The organism is Streptomyces sp. NPDC060232, from assembly GCF_042726555.1.
In the GTDB taxonomy this organism is placed as follows: Bacteria; Actinomycetota; Actinomycetes; order Streptomycetales; family Streptomycetaceae; genus Streptomyces.
Window position 1 is genome coordinate 506,296 of sequence record NZ_JBHXAG010000001.1, and the last position, 22,269, is coordinate 528,564.

At 73.0% G+C, this 22,269-nt stretch carries 21 protein-coding genes; 12 read left to right on the top strand and 9 right to left on the bottom strand.

What is annotated here, in order from left to right; genetic code table 11:
- Positions 1 to 6 precede the first annotated feature (6 nt).
- Both ACFWFZ_RS02245 and ACFWFZ_RS02250 read right to left on the bottom strand, forming a co-directional pair.
- A complete protein-coding gene (locus ACFWFZ_RS02245) occupies positions 7 to 1,005 on the bottom strand; it encodes an NAD-dependent epimerase/dehydratase family protein (protein ID WP_387115265.1) in 999 nt (332 codons plus the stop codon).
- 77 nt (positions 1,006 to 1,082) lie between these two features.
- Positions 1,083 to 1,589 carry a GNAT family N-acetyltransferase gene (locus ACFWFZ_RS02250; protein WP_387115268.1) on the bottom strand — a complete coding sequence of 169 codons (507 nt, stop codon included), beginning with the start codon at positions 1,587 to 1,589 and terminating at the stop codon, positions 1,083 to 1,085.
- Between the two features lie 166 nt (positions 1,590 to 1,755).
- Here ACFWFZ_RS02250 and ACFWFZ_RS02255 point away from each other — a divergent pair, with 166 nt between their 5' ends.
- The 5 genes from ACFWFZ_RS02255 (at position 1,756) to ACFWFZ_RS02275 (ending at position 8,830) form a co-directional block, all read left to right on the top strand.
- Entirely contained in the window at positions 1,756 to 3,198 is a 1,443-nt protein-coding gene (locus tag ACFWFZ_RS02255) for an Ig-like domain-containing protein (protein ID WP_387115271.1), read from the top strand.
- Positions 3,199 to 3,246: 48 nt separating this feature from the next.
- A complete protein-coding gene (locus ACFWFZ_RS02260; RefSeq protein ID WP_387115274.1) occupies positions 3,247 to 3,945 on the top strand; it encodes an HAD family hydrolase in 699 nt (232 codons plus the stop codon).
- A gap of 322 nt (positions 3,946 to 4,267) precedes the next feature.
- A complete protein-coding gene (locus ACFWFZ_RS02265) occupies positions 4,268 to 5,626 on the top strand; it encodes a serine hydrolase domain-containing protein (protein WP_387115277.1) in 1,359 nt (452 codons plus the stop codon).
- 176 nt (positions 5,627 to 5,802) lie between these two features.
- A complete protein-coding gene (locus ACFWFZ_RS02270; RefSeq protein WP_387115280.1) occupies positions 5,803 to 6,003 on the top strand; it encodes a hypothetical protein in 201 nt (66 codons plus the stop codon).
- Between the two features lie 394 nt (positions 6,004 to 6,397).
- Complete coding sequence (locus ACFWFZ_RS02275; protein WP_387115283.1) at positions 6,398 to 8,830, top strand: SpoIIE family protein phosphatase; 2,433 nt, start codon at positions 6,398 to 6,400, stop codon at positions 8,828 to 8,830.
- A gap of 109 nt (positions 8,831 to 8,939) precedes the next feature.
- Here the strand turns inward: ACFWFZ_RS02275 and ACFWFZ_RS02280 are convergent, their stop codons facing one another.
- The 3 genes from ACFWFZ_RS02280 to ACFWFZ_RS02290 form a co-directional block, all read right to left on the bottom strand.
- Positions 8,940 to 9,437: a hypothetical protein gene (locus tag ACFWFZ_RS02280; RefSeq protein ID WP_387115286.1), complete on the bottom strand. Its 498-nt coding sequence runs from the start codon at positions 9,435 to 9,437 to the stop codon at positions 8,940 to 8,942.
- Positions 9,438 to 9,476: 39 nt separating this feature from the next.
- The gene (locus tag ACFWFZ_RS02285) at positions 9,477 to 9,935 is read right to left on the bottom strand and encodes a VOC family protein (RefSeq protein WP_387116275.1); all 459 of its coding nucleotides are present in this window, start codon (positions 9,933 to 9,935) and stop codon (positions 9,477 to 9,479) included.
- Between the two features lie 148 nt (positions 9,936 to 10,083).
- Positions 10,084 to 10,983 (bottom strand): NAD-dependent protein deacetylase, encoded by a 900-nt coding sequence (locus tag ACFWFZ_RS02290; RefSeq protein ID WP_387115289.1) that lies wholly within the window; start codon positions 10,981 to 10,983, stop codon positions 10,084 to 10,086.
- A 184-nt stretch (positions 10,984 to 11,167) separates the two neighbouring features.
- Between ACFWFZ_RS02290 and ACFWFZ_RS02295 the strand changes: the two genes are divergently transcribed.
- The gene (locus ACFWFZ_RS02295) at positions 11,168 to 12,781 is read left to right on the top strand and encodes a phospholipase (RefSeq protein WP_387115292.1); all 1,614 of its coding nucleotides are present in this window, start codon (positions 11,168 to 11,170) and stop codon (positions 12,779 to 12,781) included.
- Between the two features lie 54 nt (positions 12,782 to 12,835).
- Here the strand turns inward: ACFWFZ_RS02295 and ACFWFZ_RS02300 are convergent, their stop codons facing one another.
- A complete protein-coding gene (locus tag ACFWFZ_RS02300) occupies positions 12,836 to 13,192 on the bottom strand; it encodes an ArsR/SmtB family transcription factor (RefSeq protein WP_387115294.1) in 357 nt (118 codons plus the stop codon).
- A gap of 194 nt (positions 13,193 to 13,386) precedes the next feature.
- Positions 13,387 to 13,761, bottom strand: a complete 375-nt coding sequence (locus ACFWFZ_RS02305) for a hypothetical protein (protein WP_387115297.1) — start codon at positions 13,759 to 13,761, stop codon at positions 13,387 to 13,389.
- Between the two features lie 463 nt (positions 13,762 to 14,224).
- Between ACFWFZ_RS02305 and ACFWFZ_RS02310 the strand changes: the two genes are divergently transcribed.
- Together ACFWFZ_RS02310 and ACFWFZ_RS02315 are read left to right on the top strand one after the other, a co-directional pair.
- Positions 14,225 to 16,084, top strand: a complete 1,860-nt coding sequence (locus tag ACFWFZ_RS02310) for a hypothetical protein (protein WP_387115300.1) — start codon at positions 14,225 to 14,227, stop codon at positions 16,082 to 16,084.
- Positions 16,085 to 16,249: 165 nt separating this feature from the next.
- Positions 16,250 to 16,459, top strand: a complete 210-nt coding sequence (locus ACFWFZ_RS02315) for a hypothetical protein (RefSeq protein WP_387115303.1) — start codon at positions 16,250 to 16,252, stop codon at positions 16,457 to 16,459.
- A gap of 183 nt (positions 16,460 to 16,642) precedes the next feature.
- Here the strand turns inward: ACFWFZ_RS02315 and ACFWFZ_RS02320 are convergent, their stop codons facing one another.
- Positions 16,643 to 17,083, bottom strand: coding sequence for an STAS domain-containing protein (locus ACFWFZ_RS02320; RefSeq protein ID WP_387115306.1), 441 nt, complete (start codon positions 17,081 to 17,083; stop codon positions 16,643 to 16,645).
- 191 nt (positions 17,084 to 17,274) lie between these two features.
- Positions 17,275 to 17,562 carry a hypothetical protein gene (locus tag ACFWFZ_RS02325; protein WP_387115309.1) on the bottom strand — a complete coding sequence of 96 codons (288 nt, stop codon included), beginning with the start codon at positions 17,560 to 17,562 and terminating at the stop codon, positions 17,275 to 17,277.
- Between the two features lie 303 nt (positions 17,563 to 17,865).
- Here ACFWFZ_RS02325 and ACFWFZ_RS02330 point away from each other — a divergent pair, with 303 nt between their 5' ends.
- The 4 genes from ACFWFZ_RS02330 (at position 17,866) to ACFWFZ_RS02345 (ending at position 22,216) form a co-directional block, all read left to right on the top strand.
- A complete protein-coding gene (locus ACFWFZ_RS02330) occupies positions 17,866 to 19,764 on the top strand; it encodes an NAD-binding protein (protein WP_387116278.1) in 1,899 nt (632 codons plus the stop codon).
- Between the two features lie 133 nt (positions 19,765 to 19,897).
- Positions 19,898 to 20,215 (top strand): hypothetical protein, encoded by a 318-nt coding sequence (locus tag ACFWFZ_RS02335; RefSeq protein WP_387115311.1) that lies wholly within the window; start codon positions 19,898 to 19,900, stop codon positions 20,213 to 20,215.
- 163 nt (positions 20,216 to 20,378) lie between these two features.
- Positions 20,379 to 21,659 (top strand): molybdopterin-dependent oxidoreductase, encoded by a 1,281-nt coding sequence (locus tag ACFWFZ_RS02340; protein ID WP_387115314.1) that lies wholly within the window; start codon positions 20,379 to 20,381, stop codon positions 21,657 to 21,659.
- The gene (locus ACFWFZ_RS02345) at positions 21,656 to 22,216 is read left to right on the top strand and encodes a hypothetical protein (protein ID WP_387115317.1); all 561 of its coding nucleotides are present in this window, start codon (positions 21,656 to 21,658) and stop codon (positions 22,214 to 22,216) included. Before ACFWFZ_RS02340 ends, ACFWFZ_RS02345 begins: the two co-directional genes overlap by 4 nt.
- Positions 22,217 to 22,269: the final 53 nt, after the last annotated feature.

A 22,269-nucleotide genomic window follows, 5' to 3' on the forward strand; every position in this document is an offset into this window, starting at 1 on the left:
GGGGCCTCAGTCGCCGAGCGGGGTGAGCGCGGTGAGCAGTTCGCGTTCGCGGGCGGTGCTCAGGCCGGCCCGGCGGGAGCGGTCCAGGCCTTCGGCGCGCTCCCACTCCAGCAGGTCCGCGAGCATCTCCGCACGAGGCCGGTGCCGCAGCCCGGCCGCACGCGCTGCGGCTCCACTGCGGGCGCAGAAGCCCTCCCAGCCCGGCTCGGGCATCCACATGGCCATCGACTCCGGGCCCATGAAGGGCCCCACCCCCTGGTCCAGGACCCACTTCGGGTCGGCCGCCGCCACCTCCCCGGTGTGGCCGGCCACCCGCCGCGACATACTGACCCACTCGTCGAACGGCACCACGGGCCCCACGGCGTCGTAGGTCCCGACCGTGCCCGCCCGCGCGAGGTCCAGAAGCCAGCCCGCGAGATCCCGTACGTCCACCACCTGCGTCGGCAGGCCGGGGGAGTGTGGTACGAGCATGGGCTGGTCCACCGTCCGGGCGGCGCGGGCCACCCAGTACCCCGAGCGCCCGGAGTGGTCTCCCGGGCCGCCGATCAGGCCGGCCCGCGCGACGGCGAGACGGTCCCCGACGGCCGCGCGTACGGCCGCCTCACAGGCGACCTTGGCCTCCCCGTACTCCTCCCGCCCCACGTACTGCTGCCCGGTGGGCGCCAGGAGCGCCGCCGACTCGTCCGCGCCGGCCGTGCCGTGCTCGGCGTAGGCGCTGACCGACGAGACGTACGTCCAGTGCCGGGTCCGCTCCGCCAGCGCCACCAGCGCGTCGCGGACGAACGCCGGCTGCCACGACACCTCGACCACGGCGTCCCAGTCGCGGTCGAGGAGCCCGGTGTAGGCGGACGCGTCCGTGCGGTCCGCCGCCACCAGCCGTGCACCGGGGGCGACTTCACCGCTCTCGCCGCGCGCCAGGCACGTCACCGTGTGTCCGCGCTCGACCGCCTGCCGGGTGATCTCACGGCCCAGCCACGCGGTTCCGCCCAGTATCAGAAGGTCCATCAGCCCACCCCAGCACACCGCCGGTGCGAACGCGACCCCGGTTCGCGGTCGGCGAAGGCAGCGGGATCCGTTCCGGCTCAGAGGTCCCGCCGCATGCACACGCGCGGCCACCGGTCCAGGCCGTGGGCCGCCTCGCGCGCCCGGATCTCCCGCAGGCCCGGAGTGAGCGCGTCCGCGCCCAGGATGCGGAAGCCGCAACGGGCGTAGTACGGGGCGTTCCACGGCACCTCGGCGAAGGTGGTGAGCGTCAGCGCGGGCACGCCCTCGCGTGCGGCGACCTCCGCCAGGTGCTCCAGCAGGGACCGGCCGACGCCCCGGCGGGCGTGGTCCGGGTGCACGGACACCTGCTCCACGTGGAGGTCGCCCTCGACGCGCTCGGCGACGAGATAGGCGACCGGGGCGTCGGCGCCGTCCACCGCCACCCAGGCGAGCCCGGCCTCCTGGTAAAGGGCGAGCTCGTCGAGTGCCGGCGGCTCGTCGTCGGCGATCTCCGGCATCCCGATGTCCCGGAAGCAGCGCCCGGCCGCCCTCTCGATGTCCTGGAGGGCCGTCAGTTCGCCGGGATGTACCGCGCGTACGTGCATGGCGGCATTGTGCGCCGCGAAGCGTCCGCGGGCACGAGAGTTTCCGCGGCCCGGACGCCGCTGTCTGTGCTCCGTCCGAGTTCACTTCGGGTCCCCGTTCGGCCCCGGCACCGAGCGCATGATCATCATGTTGGCGATCCATCGGTTTGATACGGATATGCCACGAATGCGACGGACACGACCGACCAAGGTGTGGGGCGCCCTGGCGGCGGTGACGGGTGCCATGCTCGTCGTCGCCGCGGCGCCGGGCCGCGCGCCCGACGAGACCTCCGCGGACGCGAAATCCGCGGGGCCCCCGCGGGAGGCGGCGGTCACCCTGCTGGTGGGCAGAGTGCTGGAGGGGCCCCACGGGGCCGGCGAAGGGCGGTGCGCGGCCCGGGTGTTCCGGCCCGGGCTGTGCAGCGGCTGGCAGGAGCAGCGCGTACGGGCCACCGCGGGCGGGGTGGGATCCGTACTCAAGGAGCCGGTCCTCGCCGACGCGGCCCGCGACGCCCGGGCACAGGTGCTGCCCACCGACCCCGGCGGCCCCCTCGAGATCACCCTCACCGAACCGGGCCGCATCACCGACGTGACCGTCCGCGACGGGAACGGCCGCCACCTGGCGGGTGCGCTCGGCCCGCACAGCGACCGCTGGCTGAACACCGAGTCGCTGCGCGCGGGGGAGACCTACACCGTGCAGGTCGGCGCGCAGGACGCGGCCGGCAGCCCGGTCGGCGTGACCATGGCGTTCCGGACCGCACCGCCCGCGGACGGGGGCAGGCTGACCGTCGAGTTCGGGCCGCGCCCCGGGACGTACGGGGCGGGCGAGATCGTGACGGCCGCCCTCAGCCGGCCCGTTCCGGCCGACGACCCCGTCGCGCGCGCCCGGCTGGAGCAGGCGCTGGAGGTGACGTCGGAGCCGCAGGTCGAGGGCGCCTGGCACTGGGTCGACGATTCGACCCTGCACTTCCGGCCGCGTACGTACTGGCCCGCGCACACGGTGGTGCGCGTCCGCAGCGGACTCGACGGGGTCGAGCTCGGGGACCACGCCTACGGAGGCCCCTCCGAGGACCTGGAGTTCACCATCGGGGACCGGATCGAGGCCGTCACCGACTCCGCCACCCACCGCATGACCGTACGCCGCAACGGACGCGTCATCAGGACGATCCCGGTCACCACCGGCAAGGAGGGGTTCAGGACCCGCAGCGGCATCAAGGTCGTCCTGCGCAAGGAGCCCAAGGTCCGCATGCGCGGCGACACCGTCGGCATCCAGCGCGGCACCAAGGAGTTCTACGACCTTCCCGTCTCCTACGCGACGCGGGTGACCTGGAGCGGCGAGTACATCCACGCCGCGCCCTGGTCGGTCGCGTCGCAGGGCGAGGAGAACGTCAGCCACGGCTGTACGGGCATGAGCACCGAGAACGCCGCCTGGTTCTTCGAGACGGTCCGCGAGGGCGACATCGTGGAGGTGGTCAACAGCGGCGGGGCGAAGATGGCCCCCTTCGACAACGGCTTCGGCGACTGGAACGTGGACTGGCCCAGCTGGCTGGCCGGCAGCGCCCTGGCCGACGCGGACGCGTCCGCGCAGGGCTCACCGCTCACGCCGTCCCGCCTGCACCCCACGACCTGATCCGGGGCGCCCCGGCACCCGGCACCCCGCCTGGCCTACGAGCACCACATGATCAGAGGAGTGATGTGCGACTTCTCCGGGACGCTGCTGCGCATCGAGTCGACCGAGGACTGGCTCCGCGCGGGCCTGGCGGCGACCGGTGTCCGGCTGTCCGAGGAGGAGTTCCGCGCGGCGGTGGGCCGGCTGACGGAGTACGGCGCCCTGCCGGGCGGTTCCGCGCCCCGGCGGATGCCCGCACACCTCCAGGCCCTCTGGGGCGAACGGGACGTGAGCGCCGGTCAGCACCGGGCCGCCTACGGCGGCCTGGCACTGGCGGCCGGCCTGCCCGAGCCCGAGCCGGAGCTGGCCCAGGCGCTCTACGACCGCCACATGAGCCCCGCCGCCTGGCGGCCCTACCCCGACACCGGCCCGACGCTGCGCGAACTGCGGCGGCGGGGCATCCCGGTGGCCGTGGTCAGCAACATCGGATGGGACCTGCGGCCGGTCTTCCGCACGCACGGCCTGGACGAGCTGGTCGACGCGTACGTGCTCTCCTACGAACTGGGCGTGCAGAAGCCCGATCCGCTGATCTTCCGGACCGCCTGCGAACGGCTCGGCCTGCCGCCCGCCGACGTGCTGATGGTCGGCGACGACCGCACCGCGGACGGCGGCGCCGCGGCGCTCGGCTGCCCGGTGCACTTCGTCGACCACCTGCCGGTCGACCGGCGCCCGCACGGCCTCACACCCCTCTTGGGCCTGCTGGGATAGCGCCCGGGGCCCGACCGCATCCGGCGCCTCCGCGACCGCCTCCCGCGAGCGACCTTGGGTCCCATCACCGACACGGCGGGCATCCGGCGCCGGCGCCGACGAGTCCGGTCCGCCGGCGGTGGCCGGCACACCCCGCCGCCGTACGGTGCTGCGCGCGCACAGGAAACCGGGCCGTGACAAATGTAATGGACTGTCAAGGTGCCTCTCCTTCCGGAGGTTGAAACCCGTTTCGTCCCGAAGGAGGAAGATCCGCCACGGCCGGTCCCGAAGAATCGAGGTGTACCGATCACCGGCCCCACCGGGCCGCCGACGAGGAGCCGCCATGATCCACACCCGTCCCGTCGACCGATCCTCACGGCGCCTGCGTCGCGCGGCCTCGGCCACCGCCGTCGCCGCGGCCCTGCTGGCGGGCCTCGCTCCCGCCGCGAGCGCCGCGGGCCCGAGCTCACCGGCCGCCCAGGCCGAGGTACAGGCACAGGTCCAGGCGGCGGCCGCCGGCCGCCGCCTCGACCGGGCCGAACTCCAGGCCGGGCTCGACGCGATCCGGGACGCCGGCGTGTACGGCGTCTTCTCCGCGGCCCGAGACGGCCGCGAGCGCTTCGACGGCGCCGCCGGCGTCGCCGACCTCTCCACCGGGCGCCCGGTCCGCGCCGACCTCCGCCACCGCGTCGGCAGCGTCACCAAGACCTTCACCGCCGTCGCCGTGCTCCAGCAGAACGCCAAGGGCCGAATAGACCTGGACCGGCCGGTCGGCGACTACGTGCCCGACCTCCTGCCCGGCGAGCGCGGCCGCAAGGTGACCGTGCGCATGCTCCTCAACCACACCAGCGGCATCGAGGACTACATCGCGGACGCCTTCCCCTCCCTCCAGCAGGGCACCACCAGCAGCCTGGACGACCACCGCTACCGGACGATCCGCCCCGCCGAGCTGATCGGTTACGGCGTGGCCCGGCCCCAGCGGTTCGAGCCCGGCACCGACTGGTACTACTCCAACACCAACTACGTGCTGCTGGGCGAGATCCTCCGCAAGGCGACCGGCCAGGACCCCGAGCGGCTCATCGCCAAGGACGTCATCCGGCGGGCCGGCCTGCGGGACACCTACTTCCCCGGCACCGACCCGTACATCCGCGGCGCCCACGCCCGCATGTACGAGAGCTTCCACGGGCTCATCGACCCGCCCCGCGACTACAGCGTCTACAACATGACCTGGGGCGGCACCGCGGGCGCCCTCGTCTCCACCCCTCAGGACCTGAACACCTTCTACCGGGCCCTGCTGACCGGCGACCTCCTGCCGCGCCGCCAGCTGGACCAGATGCGCACCACCGTCGAGATCAAGGACGAGACGGGAGCGGTGGCCCTGCGCTACGGCCTCGGCATCTACTCCCTGGACACGCCGTGCGGCCCGGCCTGGGGCCACAACGGCGGGGTCTGGGGCGCCGGCACCACGGCCCTGTCCAGCCCGGACGGAGCCCGGCAGTTCGCCCTCGGGTACAACCTGATGAAGTACCAGCGCATCAACGAGGCGGGTACGGCACTCGACCCGCACCCGGCCGACGCCGCCATGGGCCGCTACCGCGATCAGGCGCTGTGCAGCACGACCGCGCCGCAGACTCCGCGCAAGAACTCCGTCGAGGGCCCGGCACCCCTGTCCCCGGCCCTGCCGGCGCTGACCGCGCGCTGAACCCAGGCCGCGTCCGGCAGTTCAGACTTGGGCTCCACCCCCTGTCCGGGCCTGCCGAACGCGGCCCTTGCACGCTCCATCGTCCCCCCGGACGACGCCGCCCGCGCGGCCGAGGCGCGACCTCGAAACCGGCCGATGTGCCGGTGCCACGGGTGCGCCGGCGCACGCCCCACGGGGTGTCTCGCGGTACGCGGCGGCCCGCGACCGCCGGGCCCGACGACACCTTCCGCATCCGGCCCTGGCTGGCCCCCGCGGCCGAGCGCACCCGCCCGCTCGCGGACGTGGAGCACGACCACGACGGCGCCAGCCCCATCGCCCTGCCGACCGCGGACCCGGCCACCCGCCTGACCCTCCCCGCGCCCCGCAGGTCGCCGTAGGGGCGTCCACCCGCGCGCGGCCCCGAAACGGCGCGGAACGGCGCGGACGAGGGCGTCGCCTGGGGCGCGCCCGCCGGCCCCTCCAGCCGCCGGCGGGCGAGCCGGCCGGCTCCCACACCGCGATGGGCAACTCGATACAGACCCTAGCTGAACGGCAGGGCACCGACACGTGCCACCGGTCCAAGCCGGCATGCGCGCGGCAGGCCAGGCTGCCTGGCGACCGAGACGCAGGGGGCCAGCCAGGACGCCGGATCGTGGGCGGTGCTCTCCGAAACCGGAGGGCTCCGTATCACCGCCCGTCGGCTTCCCGACTCGCCGCATGCGTCCAGTGCGCGACAGCATGGAGGGAGACCCGGCGCTCGACGGGCGGCCTCGGGAGGAGGCGACACGGCCAGTGACCAGGCATCGCTTTGCGTTCTGCGGGGCTCAGCTCGCCGCCGTCTACGTGGCTGCCGACCAGGACAGGGAGCTCCATCTGGCCGAGCTGACCGGAAACCGCGGGGTCCTCTACGGACTGCCCGCCGTCCTCGCCGTGGCCGGCCACTCACCGGCCGCCAACGCCTTCCGCTCCGGCCGCCCGCTCTGGCTGACGCCCAAGGAGCTCGCCGCGTTCATCGAGGAAGACCCCCACCACTTCCCCACCCGGGTCCGCAACGGCGCCCCGAGCACTCCGGCCAGGATCTCACTGGGCGCCCTGCCCCTGGGACACGGCGACCAGGAACTCGGATGCCTCATCGTCGCCGGCGACGTCGGCGAGGGTTTCAGCGCCGACGACCGCAGCCTCCTGGAGCTGTACGCAGACCAGGTGGCCGCCGGACTCGAATCGGTAGCGGCCCGCTTCGCCGGACGCAGGGCCCCCCAGGCGCACCTGGTCCAGTCCCTGGTCCCCGACCAGGGCGGAGCCTTCATCCTGGACCTGGTCACCGGCCGCATGGAGGCCCACGCGCACGTGCTGGAACTGCTCGGCCTGGCTCCCGAGCAGTTCGACGGGCAGGTGGAGAGCCTGCTCGCCTGTGCCGTCCCCGACGACATGCCGGCGCTGATGGCCGTCGTGGAACCGGACCGGCTGGCCGCCACCGGACAGCAGCTGGCCTTCCGGATCCGCCGCCCCAACGGCGAGCTGCGCTGGCTGGGCCTGCGCTGCCGGGTCGAGGTGGACCCCGACGGCACACCGCTGCGCGTCCTGGGTGTGGTCGCCGACGCCTCCTACCTGCGGCCCAGCGCCGACGAGGTCTCCCTCGTCCAGCGCCTGTCGGCCACCCTCGCGGGAGCCGTGACCATCCGGGAGGTCAGCCGGCTGGCGGTCGCCGCCCTGCGCGAGCCGCTCGGGGCCTCCCGGGTCGCGGTCGGCGAACTGGAACCCGAACGGCTCATCGTCACCGCCCTCGACCCCCCGGAGCCCGACGCCTGGCCGGAGACCTGGCGCGCCGAATGGCGTTCGGAGTGGCCCGACGTCGCCCTCGGCGACCTCCCCACCCTGGAGAGCGCGCTGCGCGCCGGCCACATGAGCCTGTGGCCGCCCGGCGCGACTCTCGAACCAGGACTCCTGGGCGTAGGGCCCGGCGGCCTCGCGGTGCTGCCGCTGCCCGCAGAAGGAAGGCTGGTCGGCGTGTGCCTCGTAGGGTGGGACGAGGAGCACCGCTTCGGACCGGAGGAGCGCTCGCTGCTGACCGCGACCGCCGGACTGGTCGGGCAGGCCCTGGTACGGGCCCACGCACTGGACGCGCGCCACGAACTCGCCAGTATGCTCCAGCGCAGCCTGCTGCCCCGCAAGCTCCCTGAGCTGCCGGGCGGGGTCGCCGTCGCCCGCTACCTGCCCGCGACGGCGGGACTAGAGGTCGGCGGCGACTGGTACGACGTCATCCCGCTCAGCGACGGACACGTGGCCTTCGTCATCGGGGACGTACAGGGGCACAGCGCCGGAGCCGCCACCATCATGGGCCAGATGCGCACGGCGGTCAGGGCCTACGCGGTGGAGGGCCACCCGCCCGACGTGGTGGTCGCGCGCGCCAACCGGCTGCTGGTCGGCATGGAGACCGACCTCTTCGCCACGTGCTCGTATGTGGACCTCGACATGCAGGAGGGCATCGCCCGCGTCGTACGGGCAGGCCACCTGCCGCCGGTGGTGCGCCACCCCGACGGCGTCACCGAGGAGATGGCCGTCGAGGGCGGGCCGCCCCTGGGCGTGCTCGCGGAAGCCGAGTTCCCGATGACCGAGAAGGGGCTGCTCCCCGGAACCCTGCTCGTGCTGCTCACGGACGGCCTGGTCGAATCCGCCCGGCTGCCCCTGGAGGAGGGCATGCGGCGGGTGTGCGAGACGCTCGCGGAGGTCGACCCGGTCGACGCCGGCGGGGCCGCCGACGAACTGGTCATGGGCGTGGGCCGGCGCGACGACGACGTGGCGCTGCTGCTGCTGCGCTACGACGGCACCGGCGGCCGGCCCAAGCGGAGTCACTGGACGGTATGGCGGCTGCCCAAGGCGGTCCTGCACGCGCGCCGCTTCACCGCGCGCACACTGCGGTCCTGGGGAGTGGTGGAGGAACTCGACACGGCTCTGCTGATCGTGTCCGAACTGGTCACCAACGCCATCGCGCACACGCAGGGCGAGGTGGGCATGGACCTGACCCTGTCGACGGACCGGCTGCGCATCGCCGTGAACGACGCGTCGCCGCGCAGCCCGGTCAAACCGGTGTCGGTGAGCTGGGAGTCGACCGGCGGGCGCGGCCTGCTCATCGTCGAGGCGACGGCAACGGCCTGGGGCTCGGTCCCCCTCAGCGGCGGCAAACAGGTCTGGGCCGAAATCCCCTGGCACGCCCCGACCGGCTGACGCAGGCAGAACACCGTGTGGGGGAGGTGAGCGGGTGCCCGCAGGCGGGGCGCAGTGGCAGACGGTCACGGCCCGCTGAGCGGATGTCGCCTGCGCCGTCTCTGGCCCGTCAGGCGGTGGCGGGCAGCAGGGCGCACTCGCGGCAGGCGCGGGCGGATGCCGCGATCTTCGCGTGGAAGACGATGGCGACCGCACCCGCGAGTGCGCAGAGCGGCCAGTTCGCCGTCAGCAGGGAGGCGATGGTGAGCATGAAGGCGCTCAGCGCCAGGGCGACCGCGGCGGTGGTGCCGCCGCCCTTGTGCTCGTCGAGTACCCGGGTCGGGAGCACGTGGAAGGCCCACTGGAGAGGTCCAGCGGATCCGGCCGGCTTGTCCAGGTGCTCCAGCAGGCAGAAGACGTACCCGTCGGAGCGCCGCAGCCGTACGGGGTCCGCGGCCCCGGCCACCGGGTCCCCGCCGGGGCTCCGCGCGGGTGGGTGCTGCCCGCGAGGCCCGAGTACGCCCGGGCCCAGCAGCCGAGCACGGTTTCCGTGCGCGGTGCCGTGCGGGTGCAGGGGTTCGTCACCGGTACGGCGAACCGGGGGTACGGCGCCCAACGGGTCGGTCATGGGCCGCCATGGTGGCGGAGCCGTCTGCTCCGGGGGCGGTCACCCGGGTTCGGGGCGGTCGACGGCGACCAGTTCGACCTCGAAGCCGTCGGTGTTCACCAGGTACGCGGCGTAGCTCCGGGGGCCGCCCGCGTGCGGGTGGCGATCGGGGAACATCAGGCTCCAGCCGTGCCTCCGGGCCTCGGCGGCCAAATCCTCCACCGTCTCGGGGTCCTCCACGTGGAAGGCCAGGTGGTTCAGTCCCGGCCGGCACCGGTCGTGACGGTCGGCCGTCAGGGCCGGGGACTGCTCGAACACCAGGTAGGTCGCTCCGAGCCGCCAGCTCCGTCCGTCGCTCCAGCTCTGGAACGGCGTGTAGCCCAGGGCCTCCAGCAGCCAGCCGAAGGAGGCCGCTGCCCGGCCGAGGTCGGGCACCCAGATCTCGACATGGTGCAGCATCCCGCCGACCGGCCGAGCCGCGCCGGACGCCGGCTGCGGCTCGGGGCCGGGTGACGGCATGTCGGACATCGCCCGCCCTCTTCCCTCAGTGTCGGTGACGAAACTCCCCATGATGGCGCATGCCCCCGACCTGGACCGGACCCCCTCGCGACCGGATCCCCTCGCGCCCCCTCGCGACCGGCGCCCCGGGCGCGGTGCGCCGTCGGCGTCAGGGCGCCGCCTCGGCGTCCACGGGGATGTCGAGGCGGGCGGCCAGGGTGGTGAGTGCTGTGCCCAGGGGGAGGGTGAGACGGGTGACGGCGTGGCGGTCACCCCGGGTGGGGTCCCGGTTGACGATCAGGACCGGCTTGCCCGCCTGCGCCGCCTGGCGGACGAAGCGCAGTCCGGACATCACTGTCAGTGAGGAGCCCAGGACCAGCAGCGAGGTCGCCTCCTGGACCAGTTCGCGGCAGTGCTCCACCCGTAGCGAGGGAACCGTTTCGCCGAAGAACACCACGTCCGGTTTGAGGACGCCCCCGCACTGCGCGCACGGCACCACGGAGAAGTCGCCGACCTGTTCGTCGGTGAGGTCGGCGTCACCGTCCGGGTTCAGCCGGGCGGCCACCGGCTCGAACCCCGCGTTCACGTCCTCCAGCCGGCGCGCGAGGTCACGGCGCGGGCAGGACGCGCCGCAGGAGAGGCACACGACCCGGTCCAGGCTTCCGTGGAGTTCCACCACGTCCTCGCTGCCGGCGGCCTGGTGCAGGCCGTCGACGTTCTGCGTGATCACCCCGGACAGCAGTCCGTGCCGCCCGAACGCCGTGACGGCCCGGTGCCCGGCGTTGGGCCTGGCCCGGCCGAAGGTGCGCCAGCCGAGGTGGCTGCGCGCCCAGTACCGGCGCCGGGCCTGCGCGCTCGCGGTGAACTCCTGGTAGGTCATCGGGGTGTGCCTGCGCAGGCTCCCGCCCTCACCCCGGTAGTCGGGGATGCCCGACTCCGTGGAGATGCCCGCCCCGCTGAGTACCAGCACACCGCCGGCGCTCAGCGCCTCGGCCACCGGCTCCGGATCCGTACTGCCGGGCGGCAGGTCCTCGGTGGGCGTCCAGCTCAGGGTGGGGCGCATGCGCATGCGACCAGGGTACGGAACCGGCCGGTCAGCGGCTCCGTCCCGCTGCCCGGCCCCTGTGGCCGGAACTCGCCCGAGGCGGGAGAACAAGAGGCTACGGACTGGTAACTTGCGTCAGTTGATCAAGGTCGGAGGCGTGGCCGGCCCACGCTCCCGGCCCGAGCCACCCCCCAGTCAAGGAACCACATTGGCACGCACCGTCCGTACGAAGGCCCTCGTCTCCACCTCGGCCCTCGCACTCGGCTTCTCCCTCCTCGGCGCCATCGCCACCGCCCCCGCGTACGCCGCGGAAGCGCCCACACCGCACCTGGACTCGGTCGAGCAGATCCTGCGTCAGGTCTCGCCGGGCCTGGAGGGCTCGGTCTGGGAACGCACCTCCGGCAACCGGCTCGGCTCCTCCACCCCCGGGGGCGCCGACTGGCTGCTCCAGACCCCCGGCTGCTGGGGCGACGCCGCGTGCACCGACCGGCCCGGATCGCGCCGCCTCCTGGAGAAGATGCGCCAGGACATCGCCGGCGCCCGGGAGACGGTGGACATATCGACGCTGGCACCCTTCCCCAACGGCGGCTACCAGGACGCGATCGTCGCGGGCCTGAAGGAGTCCGCCCAGAAGGGGAACCGGCTCAAGGTCCGCATCATGGTGGGCGCCGCCCCCGTCTACCACTCCACGGTGATCCCCTCGTCCTACCGCGACGAGCTGATCGCGAAGCTCGGGCCGGCCGCCGCGGCCAACATCACCCTCAACGTGGCCTCGATGACCACCTCCAAGACCGCCTTCTCCTGGAACCACTCCAAGCTGGTGGTGGTGGACGGCGGTTCGGTGATCACCGGCGGAATCAACAGCTGGAAGGACGACTACCTCGACACCACCCACCCGGTCAGCGACGTCGACCTCGCACTGTCCGGGCCCGCCGCCGGCTCCGCGGGCCGCTACCTGGACTCCCTGTGGGACTGGACCTGCCGCAACAAGGGCAACTGGAGCTCGGTCTGGTTCGCCGCCTCACCCGGCGCGGACTGCATGCCCGCCCTGCCGCGGCCCGCCGCGGCGGCCGGCGGCGGCAACGTCCCCGCACTCGCGGTCGGCGGCCTCGGCGTCGGCATCCGCCAGAACGACCCCACCTCGGCCTTCCGTCCCGTCCTGCCCACGGCCGGCGACACCAAGTGCGGGATCGGTCTGCCCGACAAGACCAACGCCGACCGGGACTACGACACCGTCAACCCGGAGGAGAGCGCCCTGCGCGCCCTCGTCTCCAGCGCGAACTCGCACATCGAGATCTCCCAGCAGGACGTGCACGCCACCTGCCCGCCGCTGCCCCGCTACGACGTACGCCTCTACGACGCCCTCGCCGCGAAGCTCGTCTCCGGAGTGAAGGTCCGCATCGTGGTGAGCGACCCGGCGAACCGCGGCACGATCGGCAGCGGCGGCTACTCGCAGATCAAGTCGCTCTCCGAGGTGAGCGACGCCCTGCGCGGCCGGGTGGCGGCCCTGACCGGTGACGGCGGCCGGGCGCGGACGGCCCTCTGCGAAAACCTCCAGCTGGCCACGTTCCGTGCCTCCGACCAGCCGACCTGGGCGGACGGCAAGCCCTACGCCCAGCACCACAAGCTGGTCTCGGTGGACGGGTCGGCCTTCTACATCGGTTCCAAGAACCTCTACCCGTCATGGCTGCAGGACTTCGGCTACGTCGTCGAGAGCCCGGCGGCGGCCGCACAGCTCAAGAGCGACCTGCTGGACCCGCAGTGGCGCTACTCCCAGGCCACCGCGACGTACGACTACGCCCGAGGCCTCTGCCAGGGCTGACGCGCCGCGCCGCCGGGGCCCGTTCGAGGTGCCCCGGCGGCGCGCCCGGCCGGTCTACAAGGGGGGACCCGTGTGGACCGACGTGTCGGCATCACGCAGTTCGGCCAGCAGCTCGCTCTGCCCGACCAGCAGCTCGGTGAGGATGCGTCGAGCGGCCCTCAGCAGTTCCGCCACATCGCCACCGGCGAGCGCGTAACTGACCGTCGCGCCGTCGCGTATCGAGATCACGATGCCGGATCGGCGCAGTACCGCGAGTTGCTGGGAGAGATTGGACGGTTCGATCTCGATCTCGTTCAGCAGCTCGCGCACGGGTACGGGGCCGTTCTGGAGGAGTTCGAGAACACGGATCCGGACGGGGTGCCCGAGCATCCGGAAGAACTCCGCCTTGGCCTGGTACAGCGGGACCTGCATGTGGCAACTCCTACCCGGGTTCTGACCAATGGACGGGGACGGCTCCGGTCCTGCCGCGCCCGCCCCCGGTGACCATGACCAGCCATTCTCCTGTACCCCGGCCCCGCCGCACCCTTCGGTGACCACATTCGGATGTGCCGAGTTGAAGATTTCTTCAACTTGTGGGCAAGCGAATTCGGGGCACAGGAAGGCGGCTAAAGTTCCAGGTCCACTTCGATGCGCTTGAGCTGGTGGCGGGCCATGGCCAGGTTCGACTTGGCCTTGTCCAGGACGATGTAGAGGAACAGGCCGTTGCCTCCACGCCCCTTGAGCAGCCGGATGAGGTGGTACTGGCCGCCGAGGGTGATCAGTACGTCCTCGATGTCCTCCTTGATGCCCAGCATCTCCATGGTGCGCATCTTCGCCCGGATCACGTCGGTGTTGCCGGCGGACGCGACCGTCAGGTCGAGGTCCTTGCCGCCGCCCAGTGTGCCGAGGGCCATGCCACTCGTGTAGTCGACCAGCGCCGCTCCCACGCTCCCCTCGATCGAGGTCATCGCCTCTTTCAGGGACGTCTCTACGTTGACCATCGTTGCAGCCTCCTCGTTTCTTCACGGCCCTGACCGGCTTCCGATCTCCGGCCGGGTTGGACGAAGGGGACGCTACGCGCCGGACGACGGGGACGTGGTGAACATCAGATATTCCGGCAGCATATGGACCTCCATCCGCTAAGGTGCGAGCCCGCGATTGCCCGACTGCCGCAAAACGCACGGCAGTCGGTGCCGTAGAAGAAGGCTCTCGCGAGCCGCAGGCGAGGCCGCAGGAAACGGGTCCGCGCAGCTCAGCGCCGACCGGTGCGCCGTCGGCGGACCCCTCCGGCGCCAACTGGCGCACGTACAGAACTGGTTGCAGGGTTTGGCCGACAGGTGCCGGTCCGCTCTGTCCCGGATACCGGTTCCGCCGCGATGACCGGCCTCACTCCCCACAGGACGCCACTCGTTGTCAGTGGTGATCGGTACGGTCGGCACACTTGATCACCGAGGAGCGCCCACCATGAGATCTCCGGCCGAACTGGACCACGTCCAGTGGCACGACCTGACCCACGCCTACGGCCCGGCCGCGGACGTGCCCGAACTGATCAGGGCGCTCTACACGGACGACGACACGGCCGAAGCGGCGGTCCACGAGCTCTACGGCAACATCCACCACCAGGGCACCGTCTACCCCGCATCCGCACCCGCCGTCCCCTTCCTCGCCCACGCCGTGCTCCACGCCCCGCGCAGACGCGACGAGTTGCTGATGCTGCTCGCCGCCCTCGCCGACCACGACCCGCAGGACACCGAGTCGCCCGACTGGCCCGGCAGTCCGGTCGCCGCGATCTGCGCCGAGCTCACCCGGCTGCTCCCGGACCTGCTGCCCTGCCTGGGGGACCCCGAGCGGGCGGTGCGCAGGGCGGCGCTCCGCGTGGTCGCCGCCGTGGCCGGGCTGCTGCCGGCCGAGGTGCGGGCCTCCGCGGAACACCGGGTCGACGAGCTGTACACCGCCGATCCCGTCGCGGTGGTCCGGGCGGACGCCCTGGTCGTCCTGACCCGTCTCGGTCGAGAGATCGAGGGGTACGACAGCCCGTTCACCGAGGTCAGGCTGGCCGCTGCCATGCTCGCCGCCGAGCAGTCCGGGCCGCCGTACGAGAAGCGGCTGGTGGACATCCTCGCCGAGGACGGAGCCGAACCCGATCCGGGGACCGACGACTTCCCCTGGACGGGCACCTGGTCACCGGACGAGCACCTCACCCGCCTGCTCACCCGCGACGTGGACGCCGGACTCACCGCGGCCGCCCGCTGGATCACGGCCGGCGACATCGGTTCGCGCGGATCCTGGCTCGCCCGGGAGATCCAGGAGACCTGGCGCGACCGGGAGCCCGAGGTACTGGACCTGCTGCTCGCCGCCCTGCCGCACCAGCGGGACAGCCGCGCAGCGGCCCGGTGCCTCACCACCGTCGGCGACTGGGTCGAGCGCCTGCCCGCACCCGGCGCCGATCTGAGGGACGCACTGCACCGCTACGCCCACACGCAGGAGGAGACCGCCGCACCCGCACTCCTCGCCCTGGTGCGCTCGCGTGACCCCCGCGCCCTGGAACTGGTGCTGCGCAACCCCGGCCCGGAGACGCTCAGAGCAGCCGCCACGTCCTTCCCCGAGGCCGCCGACCGGCTGGTCCCCCTCGTACGCCGCGCGCTGGCCGACGGAGCCACGGGCAACGCGGCCATCGCCCTGATCGATGCCCTGGCGCAGTTCGGCACCGCCGCGCGCCAGGCGCAGCCGGAACTCCTCGACTGCCTTCGCACCCGTCGCGCGGCCGTCGTGGCCGCCCGGCAGATCGGCGGCAACGGCGTCGTGACGCCGCAGACCACCGCCCTGCTGCACGAGGCCGCGCAGAGCGCCGACCCCTCGCTCAGCGCCGCCGCGGCCCTGGCCCACCACCGGCTGACCGGCGAGGCGGATCCGGCTCTGCGCATCCTTGAGGGCGTGCTGTCGGCGCGGGGTCCGGTCCACTGGCACCTCGGCACCCTCCAGCCGCTCGGCAGCGCCGCCGCTCCGCTGCTGCCGCTCATCGAGCCGCTGCTGACGGCCAGGTACGAGTGGACCAGGATGGCGGCCGCCGAGGCCCACTACAAGGTCACCGGATCCCCGGAGCGTGCCGTCCCGATCCTCGCCGCGCTGATCGGGGCCACCCCGGTCGGGCTGAGCGCCCTCAGGGCCCTCGCCGCGATCGGCCGGGTCCCGGAGGAACTCCGTCCCACCCTCCGCTCCTTCGCCTTCTCCCCGCTGCGCCTGCTCCCGGCGATCCCCTTCGCCGAGGTCCACCCGGACGAGGAACTGCGCACTCTGGCCCGGAGCCTGCTCTCGCTCACCTGACGGCGTGTGACCAGCGTGGGCGGGAGGTCGGATGAAGGTGTGCAGTGCGCAATGCGCCAAGGAGGCGCACCCCGGCATCACTTACCGTGTTTAGGTGAGTGAATATGGGAAACGCTGAGTAGTCACAAGGTGTAAGGGCCAAGGCGAAAGGCGGGATTCATGTCCGTGAGCATTGCAGTCATCCTCGTCGTGGTGGCGGCGGTCATCGCTGCGATCGCGCTCGTCCCGGCAGTGGCACCCGCGCAACCCGACCAGACCGCAGGCCGGTCCGGCGACGAGGACCCACGCAGCACCGGCACGGGGCGGCCTCCTGCCCGCCGACTGCGCAACATCCCACCGCAGCAGACTCGGGAACACCGGCGCAGCTTCGGCTGATCCGCGGCCCGATCGGCCTGCCGGGCCTGTGAGGCCGGGCAGGCCGCGCTCATGGAACGGGGTGAGACGCCGTGCCGCCGGCCTCGCCCCGTGGGCCGATGGCTGAGTGTGCAGAAGCGGCTGCGGCTGCGCCTGTGCGGTGGGGCTCGCGGGTCGGTGCGAGCCCCGTCACTTGGCCGTCGCCTACCCCGCGGGCCCCCGGCGCGGGGGAGTCCGCTGGGCGTGGATCAGGGGCCTGTGGGGAGACCGTGAGACTGCGGCTGCCGCGCGCAGGAGGCGTTCCACGGCGCGGGAGCGATGGGTGAGCCTGAGACGGCGCCCCTGTCGGGGCCACCAGTCCAGGGCGGCGAGGAAACCGGAGTCGCAGAAGGTGACCCGAGAGCAGTCCAGCACCAGGCCGGTAACGCCGCTGTCCGCTGCCGAGGCCAGGAAGGCACGCAGCTCAGCGGCGCTGAAGTGGTCGATCTCGCCTGCGAGGTGGGCGACCAGGGTGGTGCCGAGGGCGGTGCGGGAGTGGATGAGTATGACGCCGGGCGCGGTGTCCGCCCCCGAGTCCTGCACGGTGGGCGGTGCCTCGGTCGCGAGGGGGCCGGGCAGTATCGGGGCGGTGCTTGAGGTATTCACGTCCTCATCAACGCCTCCCGCCCGGGGCGGGGAAACGAGTGGCGCGCCCCATTCACCCCATGCGACCAGCCCTTATCCCCGGTAGGGGGAAAGATTCCACCCGGACGTGTCCGGGGCGGGCGTGTCAGGACGAAGGAGCCCCTGAAGGGGGCCTCCGGGCCCCTTCAGGGGTGCGGGGTGGCGCCGACCGGCTACTTCGCCTTCAGCAGCTGGTCGACCCGCGGCACGGAGAGACCGGTGAGCTCCGCGACCTGCTTGAGGGTGCGGCCCTGCTTCAACTCGCCCACGGCGGCGCTGCGTATGAGCTTGGCCTGCTTGGCGCCGGTGAGCAGTTCATCTGTGACCAGCCGGGCGCCGCGCTCTCGGGTGAGAGGGGACTCGATCCCGGCGAGGCGCGTACGGACCGCCTGCATGTACTGGTCCGTCAGGGCACGCAGGTCGTCGTACACCTGCTCGTCGTTCGTGCTGGTATCGGTCATGTGGGTCAGCGTACTTCGAAGCAGAGCCGCTTCTGACTCCTCGTCGAACCCGGTCACAGGCAGGCCGATTCCTCTCGCTGTGCGGCCAGTTGACGGTGCTTCGGCCCCCTGCGCAGTCTGTGGCCGGACGTCGGTGGCGGTGTGTCGGGGTGTCGGTCTGCGCGTCCGGCCCGGGCGCGGCCCGTCCGGCCCCAGGTGACCCGTTCACGAGGGGGCCCGCTGGGGACAACTGCCCTCCTGGCGAGGCATTCTTGATCAGTGTCGAATCACTCTCGGTCCCCACTTCCCTTGCCCAATGGCTGGATGGTCGTCTGCGGCGATGACGGTCTGGCCAGACGGCTGGCAGGCGAACTTCGTGACGTGTACCGGGAGCGCGTGACGCTCGTGGTGCCCGAGGCCCGCGCACAGCAGCCGGCGGTGGGGCTGCGGTCCAGGCGCTCGGCCCTCGGACTGCTGAGCCGCGTTCCGGTGGCCAGGAACTCCCGCCTCCCGGGGGCCGGGCAGGCGGACCCGCACCTGCGGGTGGTGGAAGGGGCCGAGCCGGACGAGGAGCTGTTGGCCGAGGCCGGAGTGGAGCGGGCCGCCGCACTCGCGCTGGTGTATGAGGACGACGACGTGAACGTGCGGGCAGCGCTGGTGGCCCGCCGGCTCAACCCCAGGCTCCGGCTGGTGATCAGGCTCTACAACCGCAAGCTGGGACAGCACCTGGAGGAGCTGCTCGACCAGGCGGCGATCATCGCCGAGCCCGGACTGGACCTGCGGGAACTGGACGCGTCGACCACGGTCCTGTCCGACGCCGACACCGCCGCGCCGGCCCTCGCCGCCTCCGCCGTCGCCGGCACCAGCAAGATCGTGCAGGCGGACGGTCTGCTGCTGCGCGCGGTCGAACGTACGCCGCCGGGCCGGGGAGAGGTCGCCGACCCGGGGCTGTGCACCCTGGCGCTGCTCTCGGCGACCACGGGCGACCCGGCCGGAGCGGAGGGCTCGGAACACAGCGGTGAGCGCGGGCCGCAGCTGCTGCCGGACGACCGGGCGGTCGCCGCCGCGACCGGTCGCGGCATCGTGGCCCTGGAAGCGGTCTCCCACGCCGGCCCTGCCGTATCGGCGGGCCGCCTGGCGGGGGCCGCCTTCCCGGTCGCCTCGCTGTTCTCGCGGCGCCTGCGGTGGTCCCTCGCGGGGATCGTCGCCGCGGTGGGCGCGCTGGCGGTGGCCTCCTGGATCACGACCGGGGACCACCCGCTGCACGCGGCGTACATCACCCTCCTCGACCTCTTCGCCATCAACGACCCCGCGGTGGAGGAGCCGCCCGAGCGCAAGACACTGCAGATCCTCGCCGGTTTCGTGGGGCTGCTCCTGCTGCCGGTCCTCGTGGCGGCGGCGCTGGAGGGGCTGGGGGCGTTCCGGACCGCGACCACACTGCGCCGGCCGCCGCGCAGGACCTCGGGCCACGTCGTCCTGCTGGGCCTCGGCAAGGTGGGGACCAGGGTGCTGGCCCGTCTGAGGGAACTGGAGATCCCCGTGGTGTGCGTCGAGTCGGACGCGGAGGCCAGGGGCATCGAACTCGCCCGGCGTCTACGCGTCCCCGTCGTCCTCGGCGACGTGACCGAGGAAGCCGTGCTCGAAGCGGCACGGGTGGGCCGGGCACATGCCCTGCTCGCCCTGACCAGTGAGGACATCACGAACCTGGAGGCCGCCCTGTACGCGAGGGCCGTCCGGCCCGACGTGAGGGTCGTGATGCGGCTCTACGAGGACGACTTCGCGACGGCCGTGTACCGCACCCTGCGCGCCGCCCACCCCGAGGCGCTCACCCGCAGCCGCAGCGTGACCCACCTGGCGGCGCCCGCCTTCGCCGGCGCGATGATGGGTCGGCAGGTCCTCGGGGCCATTCCGGTCGAGCGGCGCGTGCTGCTGTTCGCCGCGCTCGTCGTGGCCGGCCATCCGCAGCTGGAGGGACGGACCGTCGCGGAGTCGTTCCGGCCCGGGTCCTGGCGGGTGATCGCCCTGGACACCAGCGCTCCGGAGGACCGGCGGCCCGACCTGGCCGCCACGCCCGAGGAGACCCGCAGTCCCGAGGCGGGCCTGGTCTGGGACCTGCACCCCGGCTACGTCCTCAAGGCGCAGGACCGGGTGGTGCTGGCGGCCACCCGCCGAGGCCTGGCGGAGCTGCTCGGCCGCGGTGCCGTCTCCGCCTCCCGCCCGTGACAGGGCCCGTTCCGGGAAGGGCGGATCGGCGCGTCTCCAACGGCAGCCACGGCGTGGCGAGACTGCCGGACTCCGGCATGTGAGCCACAGGTGGCCGGCCCGTACGGTGGGCATCCGCACCAGAGAGGTACCCATGAACGCAAACCCCTCCGTCCAGGCCGTCGTTCTCGTGGCGGCTACGCTCCTCCTGCTCCCCCTCCCCGTCGCACTCCTGCGAGGGTGGACGCCGGAAAGGCTGCGCAGCCGGGCCGTCGCCCGGGCTTACGCCTTCGCCATGCTCGGCCTGTACGCACAGGCGTGCCTGAACACCGTGCCGCGCATGCTGGACGCCCCCGTCGGCCTGACGACGGCGTGCTCGGCCGCCGGAGTGGCGCTCGGCGTCGCGGCGGCGGTGTTCTTCCTGCAGGCGGCGGCACGTGGCCGACGTGCCCACCCCGAGGGTCCGTGCTGACGGTGCGGGGGCTTGGCTGACCCCACTCGGGTCTGGCGTGTCACGAGGGCTCTCCCGGCCCCGGTACGGCATGTTCTCCTCGGCGGGGTTGTCCTGGGCGGAATTCTCCTGGGCGGGTGGCATCCCGTAAACCCTGGTGTCCCGGAGTCTGCGGAGGTGTCCCTTGGGCGCGAGCGGTGGCGGGCGGAGCGGGACGGCCGGAGCGCCGCCCGGCCCCTCGCGTCCGGAGTTCTGGCGCAGCCCCTTGCGCGGCCCGTGGCTGACCTCGGTGCTCGGGCTGGTCCTGCTGGGCGGGATCACCGTGGTGTTCGTGACGGGCCTGATGTCCTACGCGGCGTACAACCCGGACCTTGCGGCGGTGAACGACCAGACGCCCGACAAGGGGTGGCTCGGCTTCTACCTCTTCTCCTGGCCGACTTCCCCGTACTGGCTCTACAGGGTCACCCAGGGGATCCACGTCACGCTCGGCATCGTGCTCGTGCCCGTGCTCCTGGCGAAACTGTGGTCGGTGATCCCCAAGCTCTTCGCATGGCCGCCGCTGCGGTCCGTGGCCCACGGCGTCGAGCGGCTGTCCCTGCTCCTGCTGGTGGGAGGTGCGGGGTTCGAGTTCGCCACCGGCATCCTCAACGTGCAGCTGCACTACATCTTTCCCGGATCCTTCTACACACTGCACTTCTACGGCGCCTGGGTGTTCATCGGCGCCTTCGTGGTCCACGTGGCATTTCGGCTGCCGAGGGCACTGCGCGCGGTGGGGTACCGGCCGGGTGAGCCGGCGGCCGGTACGCAGGACGCGGCCGGACTGGTCTCGCCCCGCCCGGCGGCGCCGACGATCTCCCGCCGGGGCGCGCTCGGCATGATCGGGCTGGGGTCGTTCGCCCTGCTGGCGGTGACGGCGGGGCAGAGCGTGGGCGGCTGGTTCCGGCAGACGGCGCTGCTCGCCCCGCACGGCCAGGACCCCGGCGCCGGCCCGAACGGCTTCCAGATCAACAAGACCGCCGCCTCGGTCGGCATCCGGCCCGGCGACATCGGACCCGCCTGGCGGCTGACCGTGAGAGGTCCCGGCCGGCAGGTCGACCTGACCTACGACCAGCTGCTGGCCCTGCCCCAGAACAAGTCGTTGCTGCCCATCGCCTGCGTGGAGGGCTGGTCGACGCCGGACCAGCACTGGAGCGGGGTCCGGCTCACGGACCTGGCCGCGCTGGTCGGGCTCGGCACGAACACCCCGCAGGTCTTCGTGGAGTCGGCGCAGCGCGGCGGGTCGTTCCGATCGGTGGTCCTGCGCGACAACCAGGCCCGCGATGCCCGCTCGCTGCTGGCCGTGCGCGTCAACGGTGCCGCGCTCTCCCAGGACCACGGCTACCCGGCGCGGGTGATCGTCCCAGGAGCCCCCGGTGTCCACAACACCAAGTGGGTCACCCGCCTCACCTTCGGAGAACCCGCATGAGGCCTCCCCTGTCCGGTACAGCCGCCGCCTTCCGGCGCCGCTACGGGGCCTCCCCGCTCCACCTGCTTCTCGTCCTGGCCTCCTTCGCCCTCGCCGGGTACGCGGGCCTGAGACTGCTCAGGGGAGACACCCTCGGCGTGGCCCTGTGGTTCGTCGGCGCGGCGCTGCTGCACGATCTGGTGCTGCTGCCCCTGTACTCGGTGACCGACCGGGTGGTGCAGGTGGCGTTCGGGAGGGGGGTGGGCGTCGGAAGTACCGCGATGCGGGTGAGCGTCACCTATGTTCGCGTGCCGGCTTTCGTCGCCGGTGTCCTCCTGCTCGTGTGGTGGCCCCTGGTCCTGCGCCGGGTGGACCACTTCACCGCGGCCACGGGCCTCCCCGACGACGGGTTCCTCGCACGGTGGCTGCTGATCACCGCCGGCCTCTTCGCCGCCTCGGCAGCCGTCCTGCTCGTACGGATGTGGCACGGGACGAGACCCGCCCGGCGTGCCGCACGCGTTCAGGCGCGGGCACGCAGGGCCGCGACCGGTCAAGCGCGGCGCCACCCCGGCGGGTGATGCCCGACCTGCCGAGCCCGACCTGCCGAGCCCCACGTGGCCGCAGCCATGGC